Origin of the sequence: Brenneria populi, assembly GCF_036016195.1 — a bacterium.
GTDB classification, from domain to species: Bacteria; Pseudomonadota; Gammaproteobacteria; order Enterobacterales; family Enterobacteriaceae; genus Brenneria; species Brenneria populi.
The window spans coordinates 414255-431064 of record NZ_JAYWTM010000006.1 but is presented as its reverse complement, the minus strand read 5'-3'; the positions used below and the strand labels follow the sequence as shown (position 1 = coordinate 431064).

At 58.3% G+C, this 16810-nt stretch carries 15 protein-coding genes and 5 tRNA genes; 8 read left to right on the top strand and 12 right to left on the bottom strand.

Going from position 1 to position 16810, the window contains the following annotated elements; all coding sequences use genetic code 11:
• The first annotated feature begins 51 nt into the window (after positions 1-51).
• On the top strand, positions 52-342 hold the full coding sequence (locus VSX58_RS09505; protein ID WP_327617827.1) for a DUF1435 domain-containing protein: 291 nt from the start codon (positions 52-54) through the stop codon (positions 340-342).
• Between the two features lie 73 nt (positions 343-415).
• On the opposite strand, the gene VSX58_RS09500 is transcribed toward VSX58_RS09505, so the two are convergent.
• The 6 genes from VSX58_RS09500 to VSX58_RS09475 all read right to left on the bottom strand — a co-directional run bounded on the left by VSX58_RS09500 (position 416) and on the right by VSX58_RS09475 (position 2096).
• Positions 416-502: transfer RNA gene (locus tag VSX58_RS09500), tRNA-Leu, on the bottom strand.
• Positions 503-553: 51 nt separating this feature from the next.
• Positions 554-640: transfer RNA gene (locus VSX58_RS09495), tRNA-Leu, on the bottom strand.
• 62 nt (positions 641-702) lie between these two features.
• A tRNA-Leu gene (locus VSX58_RS09490) sits at positions 703-789 on the bottom strand.
• Between the two features lie 51 nt (positions 790-840).
• Positions 841-927, bottom strand: a tRNA-Leu gene (locus VSX58_RS09485).
• Positions 928-989: 62 nt separating this feature from the next.
• Positions 990-1076: transfer RNA gene (locus VSX58_RS09480), tRNA-Leu, on the bottom strand.
• A gap of 108 nt (positions 1077-1184) precedes the next feature.
• Positions 1185-2096, bottom strand: coding sequence for a LysR family transcriptional regulator (locus tag VSX58_RS09475; RefSeq protein WP_327617903.1), 912 nt, complete (start codon positions 2094-2096; stop codon positions 1185-1187).
• Between the two features lie 115 nt (positions 2097-2211).
• Between VSX58_RS09475 and VSX58_RS09470 the strand changes: the two genes are divergently transcribed.
• On the top strand, positions 2212-3204 hold the full coding sequence (locus tag VSX58_RS09470; RefSeq protein WP_327617826.1) for an aldo/keto reductase: 993 nt from the start codon (positions 2212-2214) through the stop codon (positions 3202-3204).
• Between the two features lie 14 nt (positions 3205-3218).
• Here the strand turns inward: VSX58_RS09470 and rsmC are convergent, their stop codons facing one another.
• The gene (rsmC, locus tag VSX58_RS09465) at positions 3219-4253 is read right to left on the bottom strand and encodes a 16S rRNA (guanine(1207)-N(2))-methyltransferase RsmC (RefSeq protein ID WP_327617825.1); all 1035 of its coding nucleotides are present in this window, start codon (positions 4251-4253) and stop codon (positions 3219-3221) included.
• Between the two features lie 237 nt (positions 4254-4490).
• On the opposite strand from rsmC, the gene VSX58_RS09460 reads away from it, so the two are divergent.
• From VSX58_RS09460 to VSX58_RS09435, 6 genes are all read left to right on the top strand, one after another.
• The gene (locus VSX58_RS09460; RefSeq protein ID WP_327617824.1) at positions 4491-4928 is read left to right on the top strand and encodes a DNA polymerase III subunit psi; all 438 of its coding nucleotides are present in this window, start codon (positions 4491-4493) and stop codon (positions 4926-4928) included.
• Entirely contained in the window at positions 4873-5316 is a 444-nt protein-coding gene (gene rimI, locus VSX58_RS09455) for a ribosomal protein S18-alanine N-acetyltransferase (RefSeq protein WP_327617823.1), read from the top strand. Before VSX58_RS09460 ends, rimI begins: the two co-directional genes overlap by 56 nt.
• A 121-nt stretch (positions 5317-5437) precedes the next feature.
• Positions 5438-5980 (top strand): sigma-70 family RNA polymerase sigma factor, encoded by a 543-nt coding sequence (locus tag VSX58_RS09450; RefSeq protein ID WP_327617822.1) that lies wholly within the window; start codon positions 5438-5440, stop codon positions 5978-5980.
• Positions 5973-6935, top strand: a complete 963-nt coding sequence (locus VSX58_RS09445; protein ID WP_327617821.1) for a FecR domain-containing protein — start codon at positions 5973-5975, stop codon at positions 6933-6935. The genes VSX58_RS09450 and VSX58_RS09445 overlap by 8 nt, the downstream gene beginning before the upstream one ends.
• Before the next feature lie 153 nt (positions 6936-7088).
• Positions 7089-9554 carry a TonB-dependent siderophore receptor gene (locus tag VSX58_RS09440; protein WP_327617820.1) on the top strand — a complete coding sequence of 822 codons (2466 nt, stop codon included), beginning with the start codon at positions 7089-7091 and terminating at the stop codon, positions 9552-9554.
• 63 nt (positions 9555-9617) lie between these two features.
• The gene (locus VSX58_RS09435) at positions 9618-11339 is read left to right on the top strand and encodes an ABC transporter ATP-binding protein/permease (protein ID WP_327617819.1); all 1722 of its coding nucleotides are present in this window, start codon (positions 9618-9620) and stop codon (positions 11337-11339) included.
• Positions 11340-11435: 96 nt separating this feature from the next.
• Here the strand turns inward: VSX58_RS09435 and deoD are convergent, their stop codons facing one another.
• The 5 genes from deoD to VSX58_RS09410 all read right to left on the bottom strand — a co-directional run bounded on the left by deoD (position 11436) and on the right by VSX58_RS09410 (position 16669).
• Positions 11436-12155, bottom strand: a complete 720-nt coding sequence (deoD, locus tag VSX58_RS09430) for a purine-nucleoside phosphorylase (RefSeq protein WP_327617818.1) — start codon at positions 12153-12155, stop codon at positions 11436-11438.
• A gap of 166 nt (positions 12156-12321) precedes the next feature.
• Entirely contained in the window at positions 12322-13545 is a 1224-nt protein-coding gene (gene deoB / locus VSX58_RS09425; RefSeq protein WP_327617817.1) for a phosphopentomutase, read from the bottom strand.
• A 33-nt stretch (positions 13546-13578) separates the two neighbouring features.
• Positions 13579-14931 carry a thymidine phosphorylase gene (deoA, locus tag VSX58_RS09420; protein ID WP_327617816.1) on the bottom strand — a complete coding sequence of 451 codons (1353 nt, stop codon included), beginning with the start codon at positions 14929-14931 and terminating at the stop codon, positions 13579-13581.
• Positions 14932-15242: 311 nt separating this feature from the next.
• Positions 15243-16172, bottom strand: coding sequence for a CDF family Co(II)/Ni(II) efflux transporter DmeF (dmeF, locus tag VSX58_RS09415; RefSeq protein WP_327617815.1), 930 nt, complete (start codon positions 16170-16172; stop codon positions 15243-15245).
• Between the two features lie 221 nt (positions 16173-16393).
• On the bottom strand, positions 16394-16669 hold the full coding sequence (locus tag VSX58_RS09410) for a metal/formaldehyde-sensitive transcriptional repressor (protein ID WP_327614121.1): 276 nt from the start codon (positions 16667-16669) through the stop codon (positions 16394-16396).
• Between the last annotated feature and the right edge of the window lie 141 nt (positions 16670-16810).

Genomic DNA, 16810 nt, shown 5'->3' with positions numbered 1-16810 from the left:
TAAATTCCCATATGGTATTAATTATCATTATCATATACGGACGGAAATAACATGTTGACCGCGATGATTACCGCATGCGGCTTATGGAGCCTGAGCTGGCGTCTGGGGAAACAGCTGTCGAGCGCCTGGGGCGTGCTGCTGCCCTGCGCCGTCATGCTATTGCTGGCGGTGCTGGATATTAATCTGATGCAGCTGAAGGTGATTATTGCCGTCGCGCTGCTGGCGACGCTGGTGATGTTACTCCATCGCCGCTTACGGCCTTACCTGCTTTTGCCGTCCTGCGTAGCCTTGGCGGGCGGGCTGGCGGCGCTCTCCGTCGTGTTTAACGTCATGCAGGGATAAGGCGATAGATCGATAATCGAGGTGTATTGGGAATTATTGGAAAGTATTAAAGAAAGGATGCAGGAAAAAGCGATGGTGCGAAGAGAGGGACTTGAACCCTCACGCCCGTTAAGGCACTAACACCTGAAGCTAGCGCGTCTACCAATTCCGCCACCTTCGCACAGATAAAGATTACGTCTTACTTTTATTACTTTCGCCTGATACCGCCGCATGGTGCGAAGAGAGGGACTTGAACCCTCACGTCCGTTAAGACACTAACACCTGAAGCTAGCGCGTCTACCAATTCCGCCACCTTCGCAGTCAACGCCGTGCGATACAAACTGCCGTGCCGCGCATTATGCAGCACGAGCGTGGTGATGTTGGTGCGAAGAGAGGGACTTGAACCCTCACGCCCGTTAAGGCACTAACACCTGAAGCTAGCGCGTCTACCAATTCCGCCACCTTCGCACAGATAAAGATTACGTCTTACTTTTATTACTTTCGCCTGATACCGCCGCATGGTGCGAAGAGAGGGACTTGAACCCTCACGTCCGTTAAGACACTAACACCTGAAGCTAGCGCGTCTACCAATTCCGCCACCTTCGCAGTCAACGCCGTGCGATACAAACTGCCGTGCCGCGCATTATGCAGCACGAGCGTGGTGATGTTGGTGCGAAGAGAGGGACTTGAACCCTCACGCCCGTTAAGGCACTAACACCTGAAGCTAGCGCGTCTACCAATTCCGCCACCTTCGCAATCCAGCCGCATCGCCTGACGCAATGCCACCACGGGGGCGAATTCTAGAGGTTTTAGCGTCAAGGTCAATGATTATTTCCACTAAAATGCGGGGTTTGCTGTAAAAATCACCATCTTGTCGCGGACGGCGGCCTGGCGAAGAGTTCATGCAGCCATTCGATGAATACCCGGATCCTGGGGGCCAGAAAGCGGCCGGGAGGATACATCACAAACAGCGGCATTTCCGGCGGCGGCAGATCTTGCATAATTTCAACCAGTTCGCCGCTATCCAACCAGCGTTGCAGCCCCGATCTCGTCGCCTGAATAATCCCCAAACCGGCGCGACAGGCGGCGACATAGGCGTCGGTTCCGCTCACGTCCAGCTTGCCCGGCAGCATATGGGTAACGCACTCCCCGTTATGCATAAACTCCAGCGGATAACGCTGCCCGGTGCGCAGCGAAAAATAGCCGACCATCTGATGCCGCGCCAGATCCTCCAGCGACGCCGGCGTGCCGAACTCGGCAAGGTAAGCGGCGGAGGCGCAGGTCACCTGCGGCAGCGACGGCAGGTGCCGGGTAGCCAGAGAGTCATCCGCCGCCTGCCAGGCCCGCAGTACGCAATCCACCCCTTCACGCAGCACATTGATCGCCGAATCATTGGCGCTTAGCGAGAGCCTAATGTTCGGATAACGCCGGTAAAACTCGTCCAGCGCCGGGATCACCACCTCGCGCGCCAGGGAGTGCGGCATATCGACCCGCACATTGCCCGCCGGCTGCTGCCGCTGGTGGGTAAAAAGCGTATCCGTCTCTTCAATTTCCGCCAGCAGCTGGATACAGCGCTGATAATAAATCCGGCCCTCGGCGGTAATCTGCACCTGACGGGTGGTTCTCTGCAACAGACGCACCCCCAGGCGGGACTCCAGCTGTTTGATGGTATGACTGACGGTCGCGCGCGGCAGAGACAGCATTTCGGCCGCGCGGCTAAAGCTGCCCAGTTCCGCAATGCGTACAAAAACGCGCATCGCCTGAATCCGATCCATCGCTCCCCCATTGTTGTTGATTTTTGAATAGTGTTGCATGAAATGCGTTATTTATCTTTATCCAATAAACAACCACACTCATAGCGCATTCAATACCAACCATGAGGATCACGCCATGTTACATCGCCAATTAGGCCCTACCGGCCCATCGGTCTCCGCGCTCGGACTGGGCTGCATGGGGATGAGCGACTTTTATTTCACCGCTCAGGATGAAAAGGAGTCCATCGCCACCCTGCATCGGGCGCTGGAGCTGGGCGTCACGCTGCTGGATACCGCCGACATGTACGGCCCTCATACCAATGAGCAGTTGGTCGGCAAAGCCATCAAGGGTAAGCGCGGCCAGGTTTTTCTCGCCACCAAATTCGGCATCGTGCGCGATCCGAATAACCACGCCGAACGCGGCGTCTGCGGGAAGCCGGAATATATTCGCCGTTCCGTTGAAGGCAGCCTGAAACGGCTGGGCGTAGAAGAGATCGACCTCTACTATCAGCACCGTATCGACCCGACGGTGCCGATTGAAGAGAGCGTCGGCGCGCTGGCCGATTTGGTCAAGGAGGGGAAAATTCGCTATATCGGCCTAAGCGAGGCCTCCGCCGAAACGCTGGAGCGCGCTCATAAGGTCCATCCCATCACGGCGCTGCAAAGCGAATACTCGCTGTGGACGCGCGATGTGGAAGCCGACGTTCTGCCCGCCTGCGCGCGTCTTGGCGTGGGATTCGTGCCCTATAGCCCGTTAGGACGCGGTTTTCTCACCGGCGCCATCCGCAGCCCGGACGATCTGGCCGCCGATGATTTCCGCCGCGATAATCCGCGTTTCTCCGGGGAAAACTTCGCTAAAAACCTGCGGCTGGTGGAAAAGGTCAATCAGTTGGCCGAACAAAAAGGCATCGCCCCGTCGCAGTTGGCGCTGGCCTGGGTTCTGGCGCAGGGCGAACACATCGTGCCGATTCCCGGAACCAAACGCCGCCGCTACCTGGAAGAAAACGTCGCGGCGCTGGACGTCGCCCTGACGGCGGACGATCTGGCGGAAATTGAAGCCATCTTCCCCTTCAATGCCGCGGCGGGAGCGCGCTACGGCAAAGAGGGCATGGCGACGATCGATATTTAAGCAAGCGACGCGCTTTAGCCGGCGGCGCGCGGCGTCCGGCCGACGATCGCCTGATAGACCTTAAATCGTCCGGTCTGGGCCAGCACCTCGTGGCCGCCGAACGCCGCGTCCAGCAGCGCCGGATAAGGCAGGAACGCATTGGCGACGATACGCAGCCGCCCGCCGATCGGCAGATGGGCGACCGCACCGCGGATCAACATCTCCGCCGCCTGCAGGCTGGTTTGCAAGCCGTCATGGAACGGCGGGTTGGAAACAATCAGATCGAAGCGGCCGCGAATCTCCGAGTAGACGTTGCTGGCGATAACCTCGCCTTCCAAGCGATTGACGGCCAGCGTGGCGCGGCTGGAGGCCAACGCGGCGGCGCTGACGTCGCTGAGCGTCAAACGTATTTTAGGGGACTGCCGCGCCAGCATGGCCGCCAATACGCCGGCGCCGCAGGCGATATCCAGCACTTTACCTTTCATATGCGGCTCAAAGGTGGAAAGCAGCAGTTGGCTGCCCGGATCCAGTCCGTCGCGGCTGAACACGCCGGGCAGCGCCTTCACCGTTACGCCGTCGATCGCATACTCGCTCCACCAGTCGTCAAGATTAAAGACGCTCTGTTTCTCAATCCGTCCGTGGTACAGCCCGCAGCGCCGCGCGCTGTCGATTTTACTTAACGACGCCGCGCCGGCCAGTATGTTTTCCGCGCTGCGTACGCCGCTGCGGTTCTCCCCCACCACAAAGATTTCACTGCCGACCGGCAGCAGCGACAGCAGGTTGGAGAGCTGAAATTCGGCCTCCTGCTTACTCTTCGGCCAGTAGTAAATCAGCGTGTCGCACCCCGCGACCAGTTCGGCGTCCGCCGTCAGACCATAGCGGACATTCTCCTTCAGCGCGCCTTGCAGCTGTTGCCAGTGGTGAAACTGCGTGGCGTGGACACGCACATCGGACGCGTCGAACCGCGCGGGCAAGACATCTTGTAAATCACCGGCAAACAGCACCCGGCGTGGGATAAATTCGTCGCTATGGCGCAGTATGACTTCGCTGGCTGGGGTTAATGCAGACATCGGGCTGAGGCTCCTTAATAATTGAGCGGGGATTATACCCTAAATAATTCGCGTTGCAGGCAGGCGGTAAGAGAAGGACAAATCCGCCGGGATCTGATTTGAACGCCGCTTTGCGGCGGCCCCAACGGGGCGGGTACACACGCAGCTTGAAGTATGACGGGTATAGCGCTTTGTTGGCGCATGTTCGATGGGTTTGCTAGCATAGGCGGCAAACATAGGCCGAACAGGATCCTCTGCATGACATCGAGACGCGACTGGCTACTGCAACAACTGGGCATCACGCAGTGGATCCTTAAGCGTCCGGCGGTGTTGCAGGGCGAAATCGCCGTCAGCCTGCCGGCTCAGGTGCGTCTGGTTATCGTCTCGCGCGAACCGCTTGCCGGCGATGAACCGCTGCTGGCCGATGTCCTGCGCAGTCTGGCGCTTACGCCCGACCAGACCTACAGCCTGACGCCGCAGCAGGTCGATATGCTGTCCTCCGCGGCGCACTGCCATAGCTGGCGCTTAGGCATCGATAAACCGCTGGCGCTGGAAGGCGTTCAGCTCACCAGCCCGGTATTAACCGAGCTTAACCACAGCGCCGACGCCAAACGGGCGCTCTGGCGACAGATCTGCGAACATGAACGAGATATCAACCCTGACGCCGGCCGATCTGGCGCCGGCCTTGAGAATTGAGCAAGCCTGCCACGCGTTTCCCTGGAGCGAAAAAACCTTTGCCGGCAATCAGGGAGAGCGTTACTTCAACCTCAAGCTGAGCCGCGACGGAGTGATGGTGGCCTACGCCATTACGCAGACGGTGCTGGACGAGGCCACGCTGTTCAATCTTGCCGTACACCCGACCCACCAGCGCGGCGGCCTCGGACGCGAACTGCTGACGCATCTGATTAATGAGCTGGAAAAGCGCGCCATTCTCACGCTGTGGCTGGAGGTGCGCGCATCGAACAAAGGGGCGCTGGCGCTGTATGAAAGCCTGGGGTTCAATGAGGTTTCGTTGCGCCGCGACTATTATCCGACCGCGGCCGGGCGCGAAGACGCCATTATTATGGCGCTGCCTTTAGGATAATAAGCCCCGAGATGGCGTCTGCTCTTATTTCGCACAATCGATTGAAACAAAAATCATTCTCAATTAAAATTTGTGACCTGTCTCTTACTTTTCCTTGCTGTCTTGCTTTCAGGTTATTGACATGTCATCAGTTCCGCTAGATACCGCAGCAGATATCCATCAGCTTTATCACCAGCACCACGGCTGGCTGCAGGGGCTGTTGCGTAAACGCCTGGGCGACTTTTGCGACGCCGCCGATCTGGCGCAGGACGTTTTTTTACGTCTGCTGGTCAAGCCGCGGCAATTCGACAGTCATGCGGGGGCGCGCGCCTACCTGAGCGTGATGGCGCAGGGAATGTGCGTGGATTTATGGCGCCGGCGGGAAATTGAGCGCGCCTGGCTGGTCTCGCTGGCTAATCAGCCGGAGAGGTTTGCCCTTTCGGCCGAAGATAACAATATTATCCTCGAAACGCTGTATCAGGTTGACGCCATGCTGCGCACGCTGCCGGAAAAAGCGCGCGTCGCCTTTGTAATGACGCAGATTCAGGGACTGACCTACCGGGAGATCGCATCCGCATTACAGGTTTCGGAGCGGATGGTGAAAAAATACATGGCGCAGGCTATGTTACACTGCGTGCTACTGGAAGCAGAGCAGGAAGCCGCCGCGCCGGAACACGATGAGTAAACCCAGTTTCACCGCATTACAGCAGGCATCGCAGTGGTATGCCCGATTACGCGATCTCGAACCGAACCACGAACACCACCGCCGCTGGCTGAGCTGGATGGAGGAGAGCGAGGAGCACCGCCGCGCCTGGGAATATGTGCAGAAAGTCAGCCAGCGTTTTCAGCCTTTGCGCGGCGATACCGGGCAGCCGGCCGTCAACGCCCTGCTGCGCCAGCCAGCCGAAATCAATCGCCGCGCCGCCCTCAAACTGACGGCTTTGGTCGGCGTCGGTTCGCTGTTATCCTGGACGACCTACCGCTATACGCCGCTGCGCGCAACGCTGCTGGCCATGGCGGCGGACTACCGCAGCGCCACCGGTGAAATCAAACACTTTGGACTCCAGGACGGTACGCGGATCTGGCTGAATACCGCCAGCGCGATCGACGTACGCTACGATGAGCAGCGCCGGCAAATCGCGCTGCTGTCGGGCGACGTCTTGATCGAAACCGCCCAGGATACCCGCCCGTTTTTCGTTTCTAGCGCGCAAGGGCAAATGCAGGCGCTGGGCACCCGTTTCGCCGTCGAGCAGCGCGATGAAACCACGCGGCTTAGCGTTTATCAAGGCGCCGTCGCCGTCGCCGCGCGTCACGGGGCCGCGCCGCGCCGGGTGGATGCCGGTCAGCAGCTGAATTTCGATCTGCTGGGCCAGGGCTTGTTGCTGCCTAACCGGCCGGCAGACGCCAGCTGGTCGCAAGGTCTGCTGCAGGCGGACAACATGCCGCTGAGCGAGGTTATCGAGCAGCTTGCGCGCTACCGGCACGGCTATCTTGCGTGCCAGCCGGACATCGCGGCGCTGAGGGTGATGGGAACCTTTCCCCTGGCGAATACGGATAAAGCATTGGCGATGCTGGCGCAAACCTTCCCGATTCGCATCAAGCGCCGTTTTTCCTGGTGGGTTACGGTCGAAAAGCGTTAAAACCAATACATTCAAGGCGCGGGCCGCCGCCAGGGCCAACGCGTGAAAAAAATTGCCGAAATTTTCGCTTCCGGGGTTCCCCTTTTGCGCCCCTCCTTCGATTCACAGTAAAAGCACTTTTTTTCACTCTGGGTCAGAAGGCTAAAAATCACTATGTCAACCACACCGTTTTTCTCCGGACGCGCCGCCGGCCGGGCGCCCAAAACCATCGCCGTCGCCATACGGCTTCTGCTGTGCGCCGCGCCTTTACTTATCTCCCCCGGCATGGCGCGAGCGGATGATGTACAAACAACGCGCGCCTACGCTATCCCTGCCGGGACATTAAGCAATCAGCTGAACCAGTTCGCCGCGCAGTCCGGCGTCTATCTGGTCGGCGACGCCAGCCTGGCAAACGGCAAGAGCGGCGCGGCGCTGCGGGGGAATTATCGTGTGGAGGACGGGTTTCGCGCCCTGCTTGCCGGCAGCGGCCTGCAGGCGGTAAAACAGTCTGATAACACCTATCTATTGCAGCCGGCGCCGAAGAGCGATGAGATGCTGGTGATCGCCAATATCAACCAAAACGGCGCCACGGAAGGCACCGGCTCTTACACCACGCGCAGCATGAATACCGCCACGCAGCTCAATCTGTCGCCGCGCGAAACGCCGCAGTCGGTCAGCGTGGTGACCCGTCAGCGGATGAACGACCAGAATATGACCTCGCTGGACGATGCCATGAGCCAGACCACCGGGGTCAATGTGGTGAATCAAAGCTCTTATCAGACAAAATTTCAGTCGCGCGGTTTTTCTATGGACAACGTCAAGGAAGACGGTGTGAGTTCGTCATTCCAGAACAGCGTATCCGGTATGGGTTTCTCCGAGGCATCCAGCGAGTCCCCCGATCTGGCGATTTACGATCGCGTGGAAATTCTACGCGGCGCTTCCGGTCTGACGCAGGGCAACGGCGAGCCGGGCGGCACCGTCAATCTGGTGCGCAAGAAGCCTACCTATGATTTCCACGCTTCGGGCAGCGTCGGCGCCGGCAGTTGGGATAACTACCGCAGCGAAGTGGATATATCAGGCCCGCTGAATGACGATGCCAGCCTGCGTGGCCGCCTGGTTGGCGTATATCAGGACAAACAGAGTTTTGTCGATTATGTCGACAGCGAACGCAAAGTGCTGTTCGGTACGTTGGCTTACGATTTTACCCCCAATACTACCGTCACCGCCGGTATTAACTGGCAGAAAACAGACACCGTTCCCGACCTCTACGGCGTGCCGCTATCCACCAACTACGCCAGTCTCAAACTGCCGCGCTCGACTTTTTTAGGCGCCAGTTGGAACCGGATAACATTTGAAAAAGTTAATACTTTCGCTGAAATTGAGCATAACTTTGCCAACGACTGGGCATTAAAAAGCGCGCTGAACTACACACACTCTGCTAGTGAAGGAAAATTCATCGGGATATTCGGCAATGGCACCAGTGGAGTAGACGGCAGCGGCAACGCCAAGCTAAATAACGCCATCCAGCGGGACAACCAGTCGGACCAATGGGGCTATAATCTGAGCCTGAACGGTCCGTTTGAGCTGTTGGGACGTAATCACGAGCTGGTATTTGGCGGAGATTATCAAAAAGAGAATTTTGATAATCTGTTTGGTACAGTGGCGAATACCAATACCGTCAATATTTACGACTGGAATCCCAGTTCACTGGCCGAACCTGACTGGCCGGATTACACCCGTCGCTATCAGTACAATATCTATCAACGCGCCCTGTTCGCCACCACCCGGTTGGAGCTGACCGATGATTGGAAGCTGATTCTTGGCAGCCGCTATAGCGCCTACAGCTACGATATGTACAGCACTAACCGCACTACCGGCACAACCAACCACAGCAGCGGCTACAAGGTTCGTGACAAGCTCATTCCTTACGCTGGCCTACTGTGGGACTTCGCTGACCATTACACCTGGTATGCCAGCTACAGCGATATCTACAAACCACAGGATTACCTCGATCGCAATAAAACCCTGCTGCCAGCTGTAACGGGTAAAAACTATGAGACCGGGATTAAAGGTGAATTTTTTAATGGCGATCTGAACGCGTCTATCGCTCTGTACCGAATTATTCAAGCTAATCGCGCCGTGGCCGACACCAACTGCCCAGATAGTGATGATTGTTACCGTTCCGAAGGAAAAGTGCGCAGTCAGGGGGTTGAGCTGGAAGTATCGGGCAAACTGGCTGAAGACTGGCAACTATTTGCTGGCTATACGCTCACCAATACCAAATATTTGGAAGCGGAAGAAGATGAACAGGGTCAGAATTATAGCCCGTATACCCCACAGCATATGTTTAAACTGTATAGTAGCTATAACCTGCCCGGTACTCTGAATCAGTGGACTGTCGGCGCAGGCCTGACCGCACAAACCGATACCAATACGACATACAATGTCTATCAGGGCGGCTACACCTTGGTTAACGCCAATATTACCTATCAATACAGTAAAAACCTGAGCTTTAATTTGGTGGGCAATAACCTGACCGATAAGGTCTATTACAAAACCTTGAATAACCGCCATCGCGGTGCTTATAACTACTACGGCGATCCGCGCAACTTTATGCTGACGGCGAAATACACCTTCTGATCGCCGATACTTATTTACCGACAGAACGCGGCCCGCCGACGGTGGGCCGCGGGTTTAATTTAGATGCCGACATTAAAACGCTTTTACCAGTTAATCGCTCCTTTCTGGTTTACCCGGCGCGCCGCCTTTAGCTGGCTGCTGCTGCTGGCCATTATCGCGCTGAAGTTGTCCGTCGTCGGCGTCAGCGTGCTGTACAACAACTGGAGCAAAGATTTTTACGACGCGCTGGCCGACTATTTCCAGCACGCCTCCATTCTGTCGCTCGCCGTACGCTACGGCAGCTACACCGCCCTGTTCGTACTGGTGATTGTCTGTGGCAACTGGCTGAAAAAAAAGCTGATTATCCGTTGCCGTATCGAGATGACGCAAAAATTCGAGCGCCGATGGCTGGCGCGCAGCGCCCACTACCGGCTCGGCCTGCGCGGCGAACCGGATAACCCCGATCAACGCATCGCCGAAGATATCCGGCTGCTGATTGAGCAGAGCCTGGAGCTGTTGCTGTCTCTGCTGCAAAACATCACCTACTTTTTTTCCTTTATCGTCATCCTGTGGCAGCTGTCCGGCGTGCAAACCTTCAGCATCGGCGGCCGCAGCGTGACCATTTATGGTTATCTGGTATGGATCGCGCTGGGGTATGCGCTTATCAGCAGCATTTTCGCCCATCTTTTCGGCCACCGACTGCACGGTCTGAACGTGGCGAAACAGCGCGCCGAGGCCGATTACCGCGCCACGCTGCTGCGGGTGCGCGACAATAGCGAGCAAATCGCCCTCTATCAGGGGGAGCGAGCCGAACAGAAGCGCATGCGGCAGCGCTTTCAGTCGATAGTGAACAACTGGCGTAGCCTGATGAGCCGGGAATTTCGTCTGGAAACCTTCGTCACCGGCTATTTTCGTCTTGGGCTGATGATCCCGGTATTCGCGGTGCTGCCGGTCTACCTGACGCACCAGATCACCCTGGGCGCCATCATGCAGGCCAGAACCGCCTTTGGCTATGTGCTGGACGCTTTCGGCTGGTTCGTCGATTCCTACCGCCAGCTGGTCGCCTGGTCCGCCACCATCGAACGGCTGTGGACCTTTCAGCAAAGCCTGAAGCAGCTGCCGGCGCGGACTACGCCGCACCGGCAAGCGGATGAATTGCGCATCGCGGATCTCAGCCTGCGTCACCCGGACGGCGCGCCGCTCTTCGCCCCGCTCAACGCCAATCTGAAAACCGGAGAGTGGGGCGTGCTGACGGCGGCCAGCGGCAGCGGGAAAACCACCCTCCTGCGCGCCCTGGCGGGATTTTGGCCCATCGCGCGGGGAGAGTGCCGGCTGCCGGCGGGAAAAACGCTGTTCCTGCCGCAGCGGCCCTACCTGCCGGAGGATAGCCTGCGTCAGACGCTGTGCTATCCGCTGGCGGAGGCGCCGGAAGCCGACGCGTTGCGCCTGGCGCTGGAGCAGGTCGGGCTGCCGGCGCTGGCGAACAGGCTGGATGAATCGACCAACTGGAGCCGGGAGCTGTCCGGCGGCGAACAGCAGCGTTTGTCGCTGGCGCGAGCACTGCTGCTGCGTCCTGCGCTGCTGTGCATGGATGAGGCCACCAGCCACCTGGACGACGCCGCCGCCGTGCAACTGCTTACGCGGCTAAGAACCGCGCTGCCGGATACCATCGTGCTGGCGGTGAGCCATCAGCCGGCGGTCAGCGCCCTATTTGAACATTTAATCCCCATGACGCCCTGCCGCGAACGGGAAAATGATACCGCTATGGCGGGAAGCGCGCCCGCCGTCGGCGCGGACACGGTGTAAGCGGCCGCGGAGATGGCGGGTAATTAGCGGGGAATGGCGGGTAGCAGGCGGGGAATGCCGTTGCAAACCGGCATTCCCCAACAGGAAAGAGCAATCTTATTCGCTATCGCCCAGCAGAACGGACTCCAGCGCGATTTCGATCATCTCGTTAAACGTGGTCTGACGCTCTTCGGCGGTGGTTTCCTCATGGGTGCGGATATGATCGGAAACGGTGCAAATCGCCAGGGCTTTGGCGCCGAACTCGGCCGCGACGCCGTAGATCCCCGCCGCTTCCATCTCCACGCCCAGAATGCCGTACTTTTCCATCACGTCGAACATTTGCGGATCCGGCGTATAGAACAGATCGGCGGAAAAAATATTGCCGACGCGCACGCTGACGCCGCGCGCTTTCGCCGCGTCAACGGCGTTGCGCACCATGTCAAAGTCCGCGATGGCGGCATAATCGTGGTCTTTGAAGCGCATACGGTTTACTTTGGAATCCGTACAGGCGCCCATGCCGATCACCACATCGCGCAGTTTTACATCGGCGCGCACCGCGCCGCACGACCCCACGCGAATAATCTTTTTCACGCCGAATTCGGTGATCAGCTCTTTCGCATAGATGGAGCAGGAAGGAATGCCCATACCGTGCCCCATGACCGAAATCCGGCGGCCTTTATAAGCGCCGGTAAAACCCAGCATACCGCGCACGTTATTCACTTCACGGGCGTTTTCCAGGAAGGTTTCGGCAATATATTTTGCCCGCAGCGGGTCGCCCGGCATCAGAACGACGTCCGCGAAATCACCCATTTCCGCATTAATATGTGGCGTAGCCATGCTTGTATTCCTTATCAATCAACCTAAAAAAATCGCATTCGGATAAATGCGAAAAAATCCGCCGTCACATCTTCGTTTTCACGCCCGCGCGGAACTCGCTCGCGCGGGGTGACGGCGCCGCCGTACAAACGACGGCGCCGCCGTGCTCCGAAAAATACGCGGACGGCTACAGAATCGTCTTACCGTAATCCATCGGCGATAGGCCGAAATAGTTCGCCACCGTCTGACCGATATCCGCAAAGGTGGCGCGGTGTCCGTAGGAGCCGGGCTTCACTTTCGGTCCGTAGATCAATACCGGCACATTCTCGCGGGTATGATCGGTGCCCCGCCAGGTGGGATCGCACCCGTGGTCGGCGGTCAGGATCAGAATATCCTCCCCTGTCACGCGCGCAAGCATCTCCGGCAGGCGGCGATCGAACAGCTCCAGCGCGGCGGCGTATCCCGCGACGTCCCGACGATGGCCGTACGCGGAGTCGAAATCGACGAAATTGGTGAACACGATGGTGTTATCGCCCGCCTTGTCCATCTCTTGTAGCGTGGCGTCAAACAGCGCGTCGATGCCGGTGGCTTTCACTTTCCGGGTAATGCCGACCTGGGCGTAAATATCCGCGATCTTGCCGATCGACACCACCTCGCCGCGTTTTTCTTCCACCATCTTTTTCAGGATCGTCGGCGCCGGCGGTTCAACGGCCAGATCGTGCCGGTTGCCGGTACGCTGGAAATGACCGGGCCTATCGCCGACAAACGGGCGGGCGATCACCCGGCCGATGTTATAACCGCCGTTCGTCAACTCCTCGCGCGCGATTTCGCACAGCGCATAGAGCTTATCCAGGCCGAAGGTCTCTTCATGACAGGCGATTTGGAAAACCGAGTCGGCGGAGGTGTAGAAAATCGGCTTGCCGGTTTTCATATGCTCTTCGCCCAGCTTATCCAGGATTACGGTGCCGGAAGAGTGGCAGTTGCCCAGATAGCCCGGCAGGCCGGCGCGCTCGACCAGCGTATCCAGCAAGGCCTGCGGAAAACTGTTCTCTTCATCCTTGAAATAGCCCCAGTCAAACAGCACCGGCACCCCGGCGATTTCCCAGTGGCCGGACGGCGTATCCTTACCGGAAGAGATTTCGCTGGCATACGCATAGGCGCCGATAATTTCGGCTTGGGAATCCAGACCCGCAGGAAAAGTTCCGGTCGACTCCTGCGCCGCTTTCCCCAATCCCAAACGGCTCAGGTTAGGCAGGCGCAGTTCACCCTTGCGGCCTTGGTCGGCCTTCCCCGCCGCGCAGGCCTGCGCGATATGGCCCAGCGTATCCGAACCGGTATCGCCAAAGCGTTGCGCATCGGCGCTGCTGCCGATGCCAAAGGAATCAAGCACCATGATATAGGCACGTTTCATCGTTCATCTCCTGCATTGTTGCTCGCGGCGGGCTCAGCCTGCCGGCGTTGGAATAGTTGCATCGTCCGCGCTCATGCGGCGATAAATAATCGGCGTTTTTTCCGCCGGCGCTTCGCCCAGCGTAATCGCGGCCCGTACCGCGTTCGCCGCCCGCTGCCATTGGGCTTCGCTGTTGGCGTGGATCACCGCCAACGGCCGCTGACGGTCGACGCGCTCCCCCAGGCTGACCATCTCATTGATGCCCACGCTGTGATCGATGGCGTCGCTGGCCTGGCGGCGACCGCCGCCCAAAGCCACCACCGCCATGCCTAACGCGCGGGTATCCATGGCGCCGACGATGCCGTCGCGCTCGGCGAAAACCGGCTTGCTCAATATCGCCGCCGGCAGATAGCGCCGGTAGCGCTCCACAAAGTCGGCCGGGCCGCCCTGCGCCGCCACCATACGCCCGAACACCTCCGCCGCCTTGCCGTTGTCCAGCGCCGCCTGCAGGCGGTTGCGCGCTTCGGCGGCGGAGTCCGCCAGCCCCCCGGACAACAGCATCTCTTCGCACAGCGCCATGGTCACTTCATACAGCCGCGGATTGCGATGCTCCCCGGTAAGAAAACGCGCCGCCTCGCGAACTTCCAGCGCATTACCGGCGCTGGAAGCCAGCACCTGATTCATATCGGTAAGCAGCGCGCTGGTGCGGCAGCCGGCGCTATTGGCGACCGCGACGATCGCCTGGGCCAGTTGTTCGGAAAGCGCATAGGTCGGCATAAAGGCTCCGGAGCCTACCTTAACATCCATCACCAGCGCATCCAGCCCTTCGGCCAGTTTTTTCGCCAGGATGGAGGCGGCGATCAGCGGTATGGAGTCCACCGTGGCGGTAATGTCCCGCGTGGCGTAAATGCGTTTATCCGCCGGCGCCAGAGAGTTGGTCTGTCCGATAATCGCCACGCCGACGCGCTGAATAATCTGCCGGAACTGATTGTCGTCAGGGTAGATATTCAGTCCGGGGATCGACTCCAGCTTATCCAGCGTGCCGCCGGTGTGCCCCAGCCCCCGTCCGGAGATCATCGGAACATAGCCTCCGCAGGCGGCGACCATCGGCCCCAGCATCAGCGAGGTGACATCGCCTACGCCGCCGGTGGAGTGTTTGTCCACCAGCGGGCCGTTCAGATTAAGCCCCTTCCAGTTCAGCACCGTGCCGGAATCGCGCATCGCCAACGTCAGGGAGACGCGCTCCGCCATCGACATATCGTGGAAGTAGATGGTCATCGCCAGCGCGGCGATTTGCCCTTCCGACACCGTATTGTCGCGCACGCCGTTAACAAAAAAGCGTATCTCTTCATCGCTCAACGGCATTCCGTCACGCTTTTTACGAATGATTTCCTGAATCAAAAACAAAGCAGGCTCTCCTCAAATCGACACGCGCCCCACGCCTTTACCACACGCGATCCTGCGAGGCTAATCTAAATTCTGAAGCGCATATGATGAATATTTGAACACGCCATGCCGGGTTGTTTTGCGTTCTCATTCACATTTAATGTAAAGGCTATGTAACCGCGCTAGATTATATGTGATTTACCTCGCAGAGATAATCCGTTCTCAGCGTATTCCTCCGATTAATGATAGCGGCTTATCCCGACGGAAATGGCCGGGCGGCAGGAATAGATCGCTAAAAACAGGGCGGGACTCAGCCCGCCGTTGGCAGGAAGCTAAGGCGCGACGGCGTTGATTTCCACCGTAATGTGAACCAGCTCTTCGTGTACGGCCAACCGCTGCTTGTAATAATCGGGCCCGACGGGCCGGTCGGTGATCAAACTCAGGATGCAGGCATACTTCGCCGTTCCTACCCGCCAGACGTGTAAATCCGCCAGCTCGGCGGGAATGGGACTGGCGGCGATGACCGCCTTGATTTCCGCGACCACCGGCGCATCCATTTCCGCATCCAGCAACACCTTGCCGGACTGGCGAATCAGACCGTACGCCCATACGCCGACAAGCACGGAACCGACGATCCCCATGAGCGGATCCAGCCAGTCCGCGCCCCACAGCTTGCCGCAGATCAAAGCCGCAATAGCCAGAACGGAGGTCGCCGCATCGGCAATAACGTGAATATAGGCGGAGCGCAGATTGAGATCCTGATGCCCGTCGTGATGGTCGTGATGGTCGTGATGATGATGGAGATGATGGTGACGATCGCGCAGCAGCCAGGCGCAAATAACGTTAACCAACAGCCCGACGACGGCGATGGCTATCGCCTGATTGTAGCGGATCGCCGTCGGATTAAGCAGCCGATCGACGGATTCGTACATCATGACAAAAGCGACCATCGCCAACAGGATGGCGCTGGTAAAGCCGCCGAGAATCTCGATTTTCCAGGTGCCGAAGGCAAAACGGCTGTCCGCCGCCAGCCGTCTGGCCGCCGCATAGGCCAATACCGACAGTCCCAGCGCCAGCGCATGCGAACTCATATGCCAGCCGTCCGCCAGCAGCGCCATCGAATTGAAGTACCAGCCGCCCAGAATCTCCGCCACCATCATCACTGCCGTCAGCGCAGTGGCGTAGCGGGTATTTCTTTCCGCCAGCGGGTTGCCTTCATCAAAGATATGGGTGTGCGTAACGTTTATTTGTGGTAGCGACATCGTTGTAATCCGCCTGTTTTTATACTCCCCCCTAGTATAATCCTTAAAGCGAGTAAAATGCGCCGGCCGCGATAAGAATAATCGGGAATAAAACCGGGCGGGATAAAAACCAATACCCTAAGTAATGAGTTGGCTGACAAAGTCCGATGGGGGCGATAATGGATGGATCGTAAAGGCGCGGCAAGTACGTCCCTGTAAGCTCGAACCGCGCGAAACCCCCGTTACTTCAGATACGAACGCACCACGGAGACGATCTCTTCCAGATCGCCGCTGCGCTCCTGCGGCGAATGGCTCTCATCCATCAAATGCTCGCGGATATGCCCTTCCAATACTTCGACCATCAGCCCGTTGACGGCGCCGCGAACGGCGGCGATTTGTTGCAGGATATTCAGACAGGGCGTTTCATTTTCCAACAATTTTTCAATCGCTTCCGTTTGGCCTTTGATCTTTCTGATGCGCGCCAGCAGCTTTTTCTTACCCTTAATGGTATGCGACATATCCTCTCCGAATCCCCAAGCAGATACTGGGGACGAGTATAGCGCATCCGTCGGCCGACAGGCATCCGCGGCGATCGGCGCCGCCCAATCACGCGGTAAACTTCACTCCGCGGCCGATGCGCCGTAAACTAAAGCCCACGT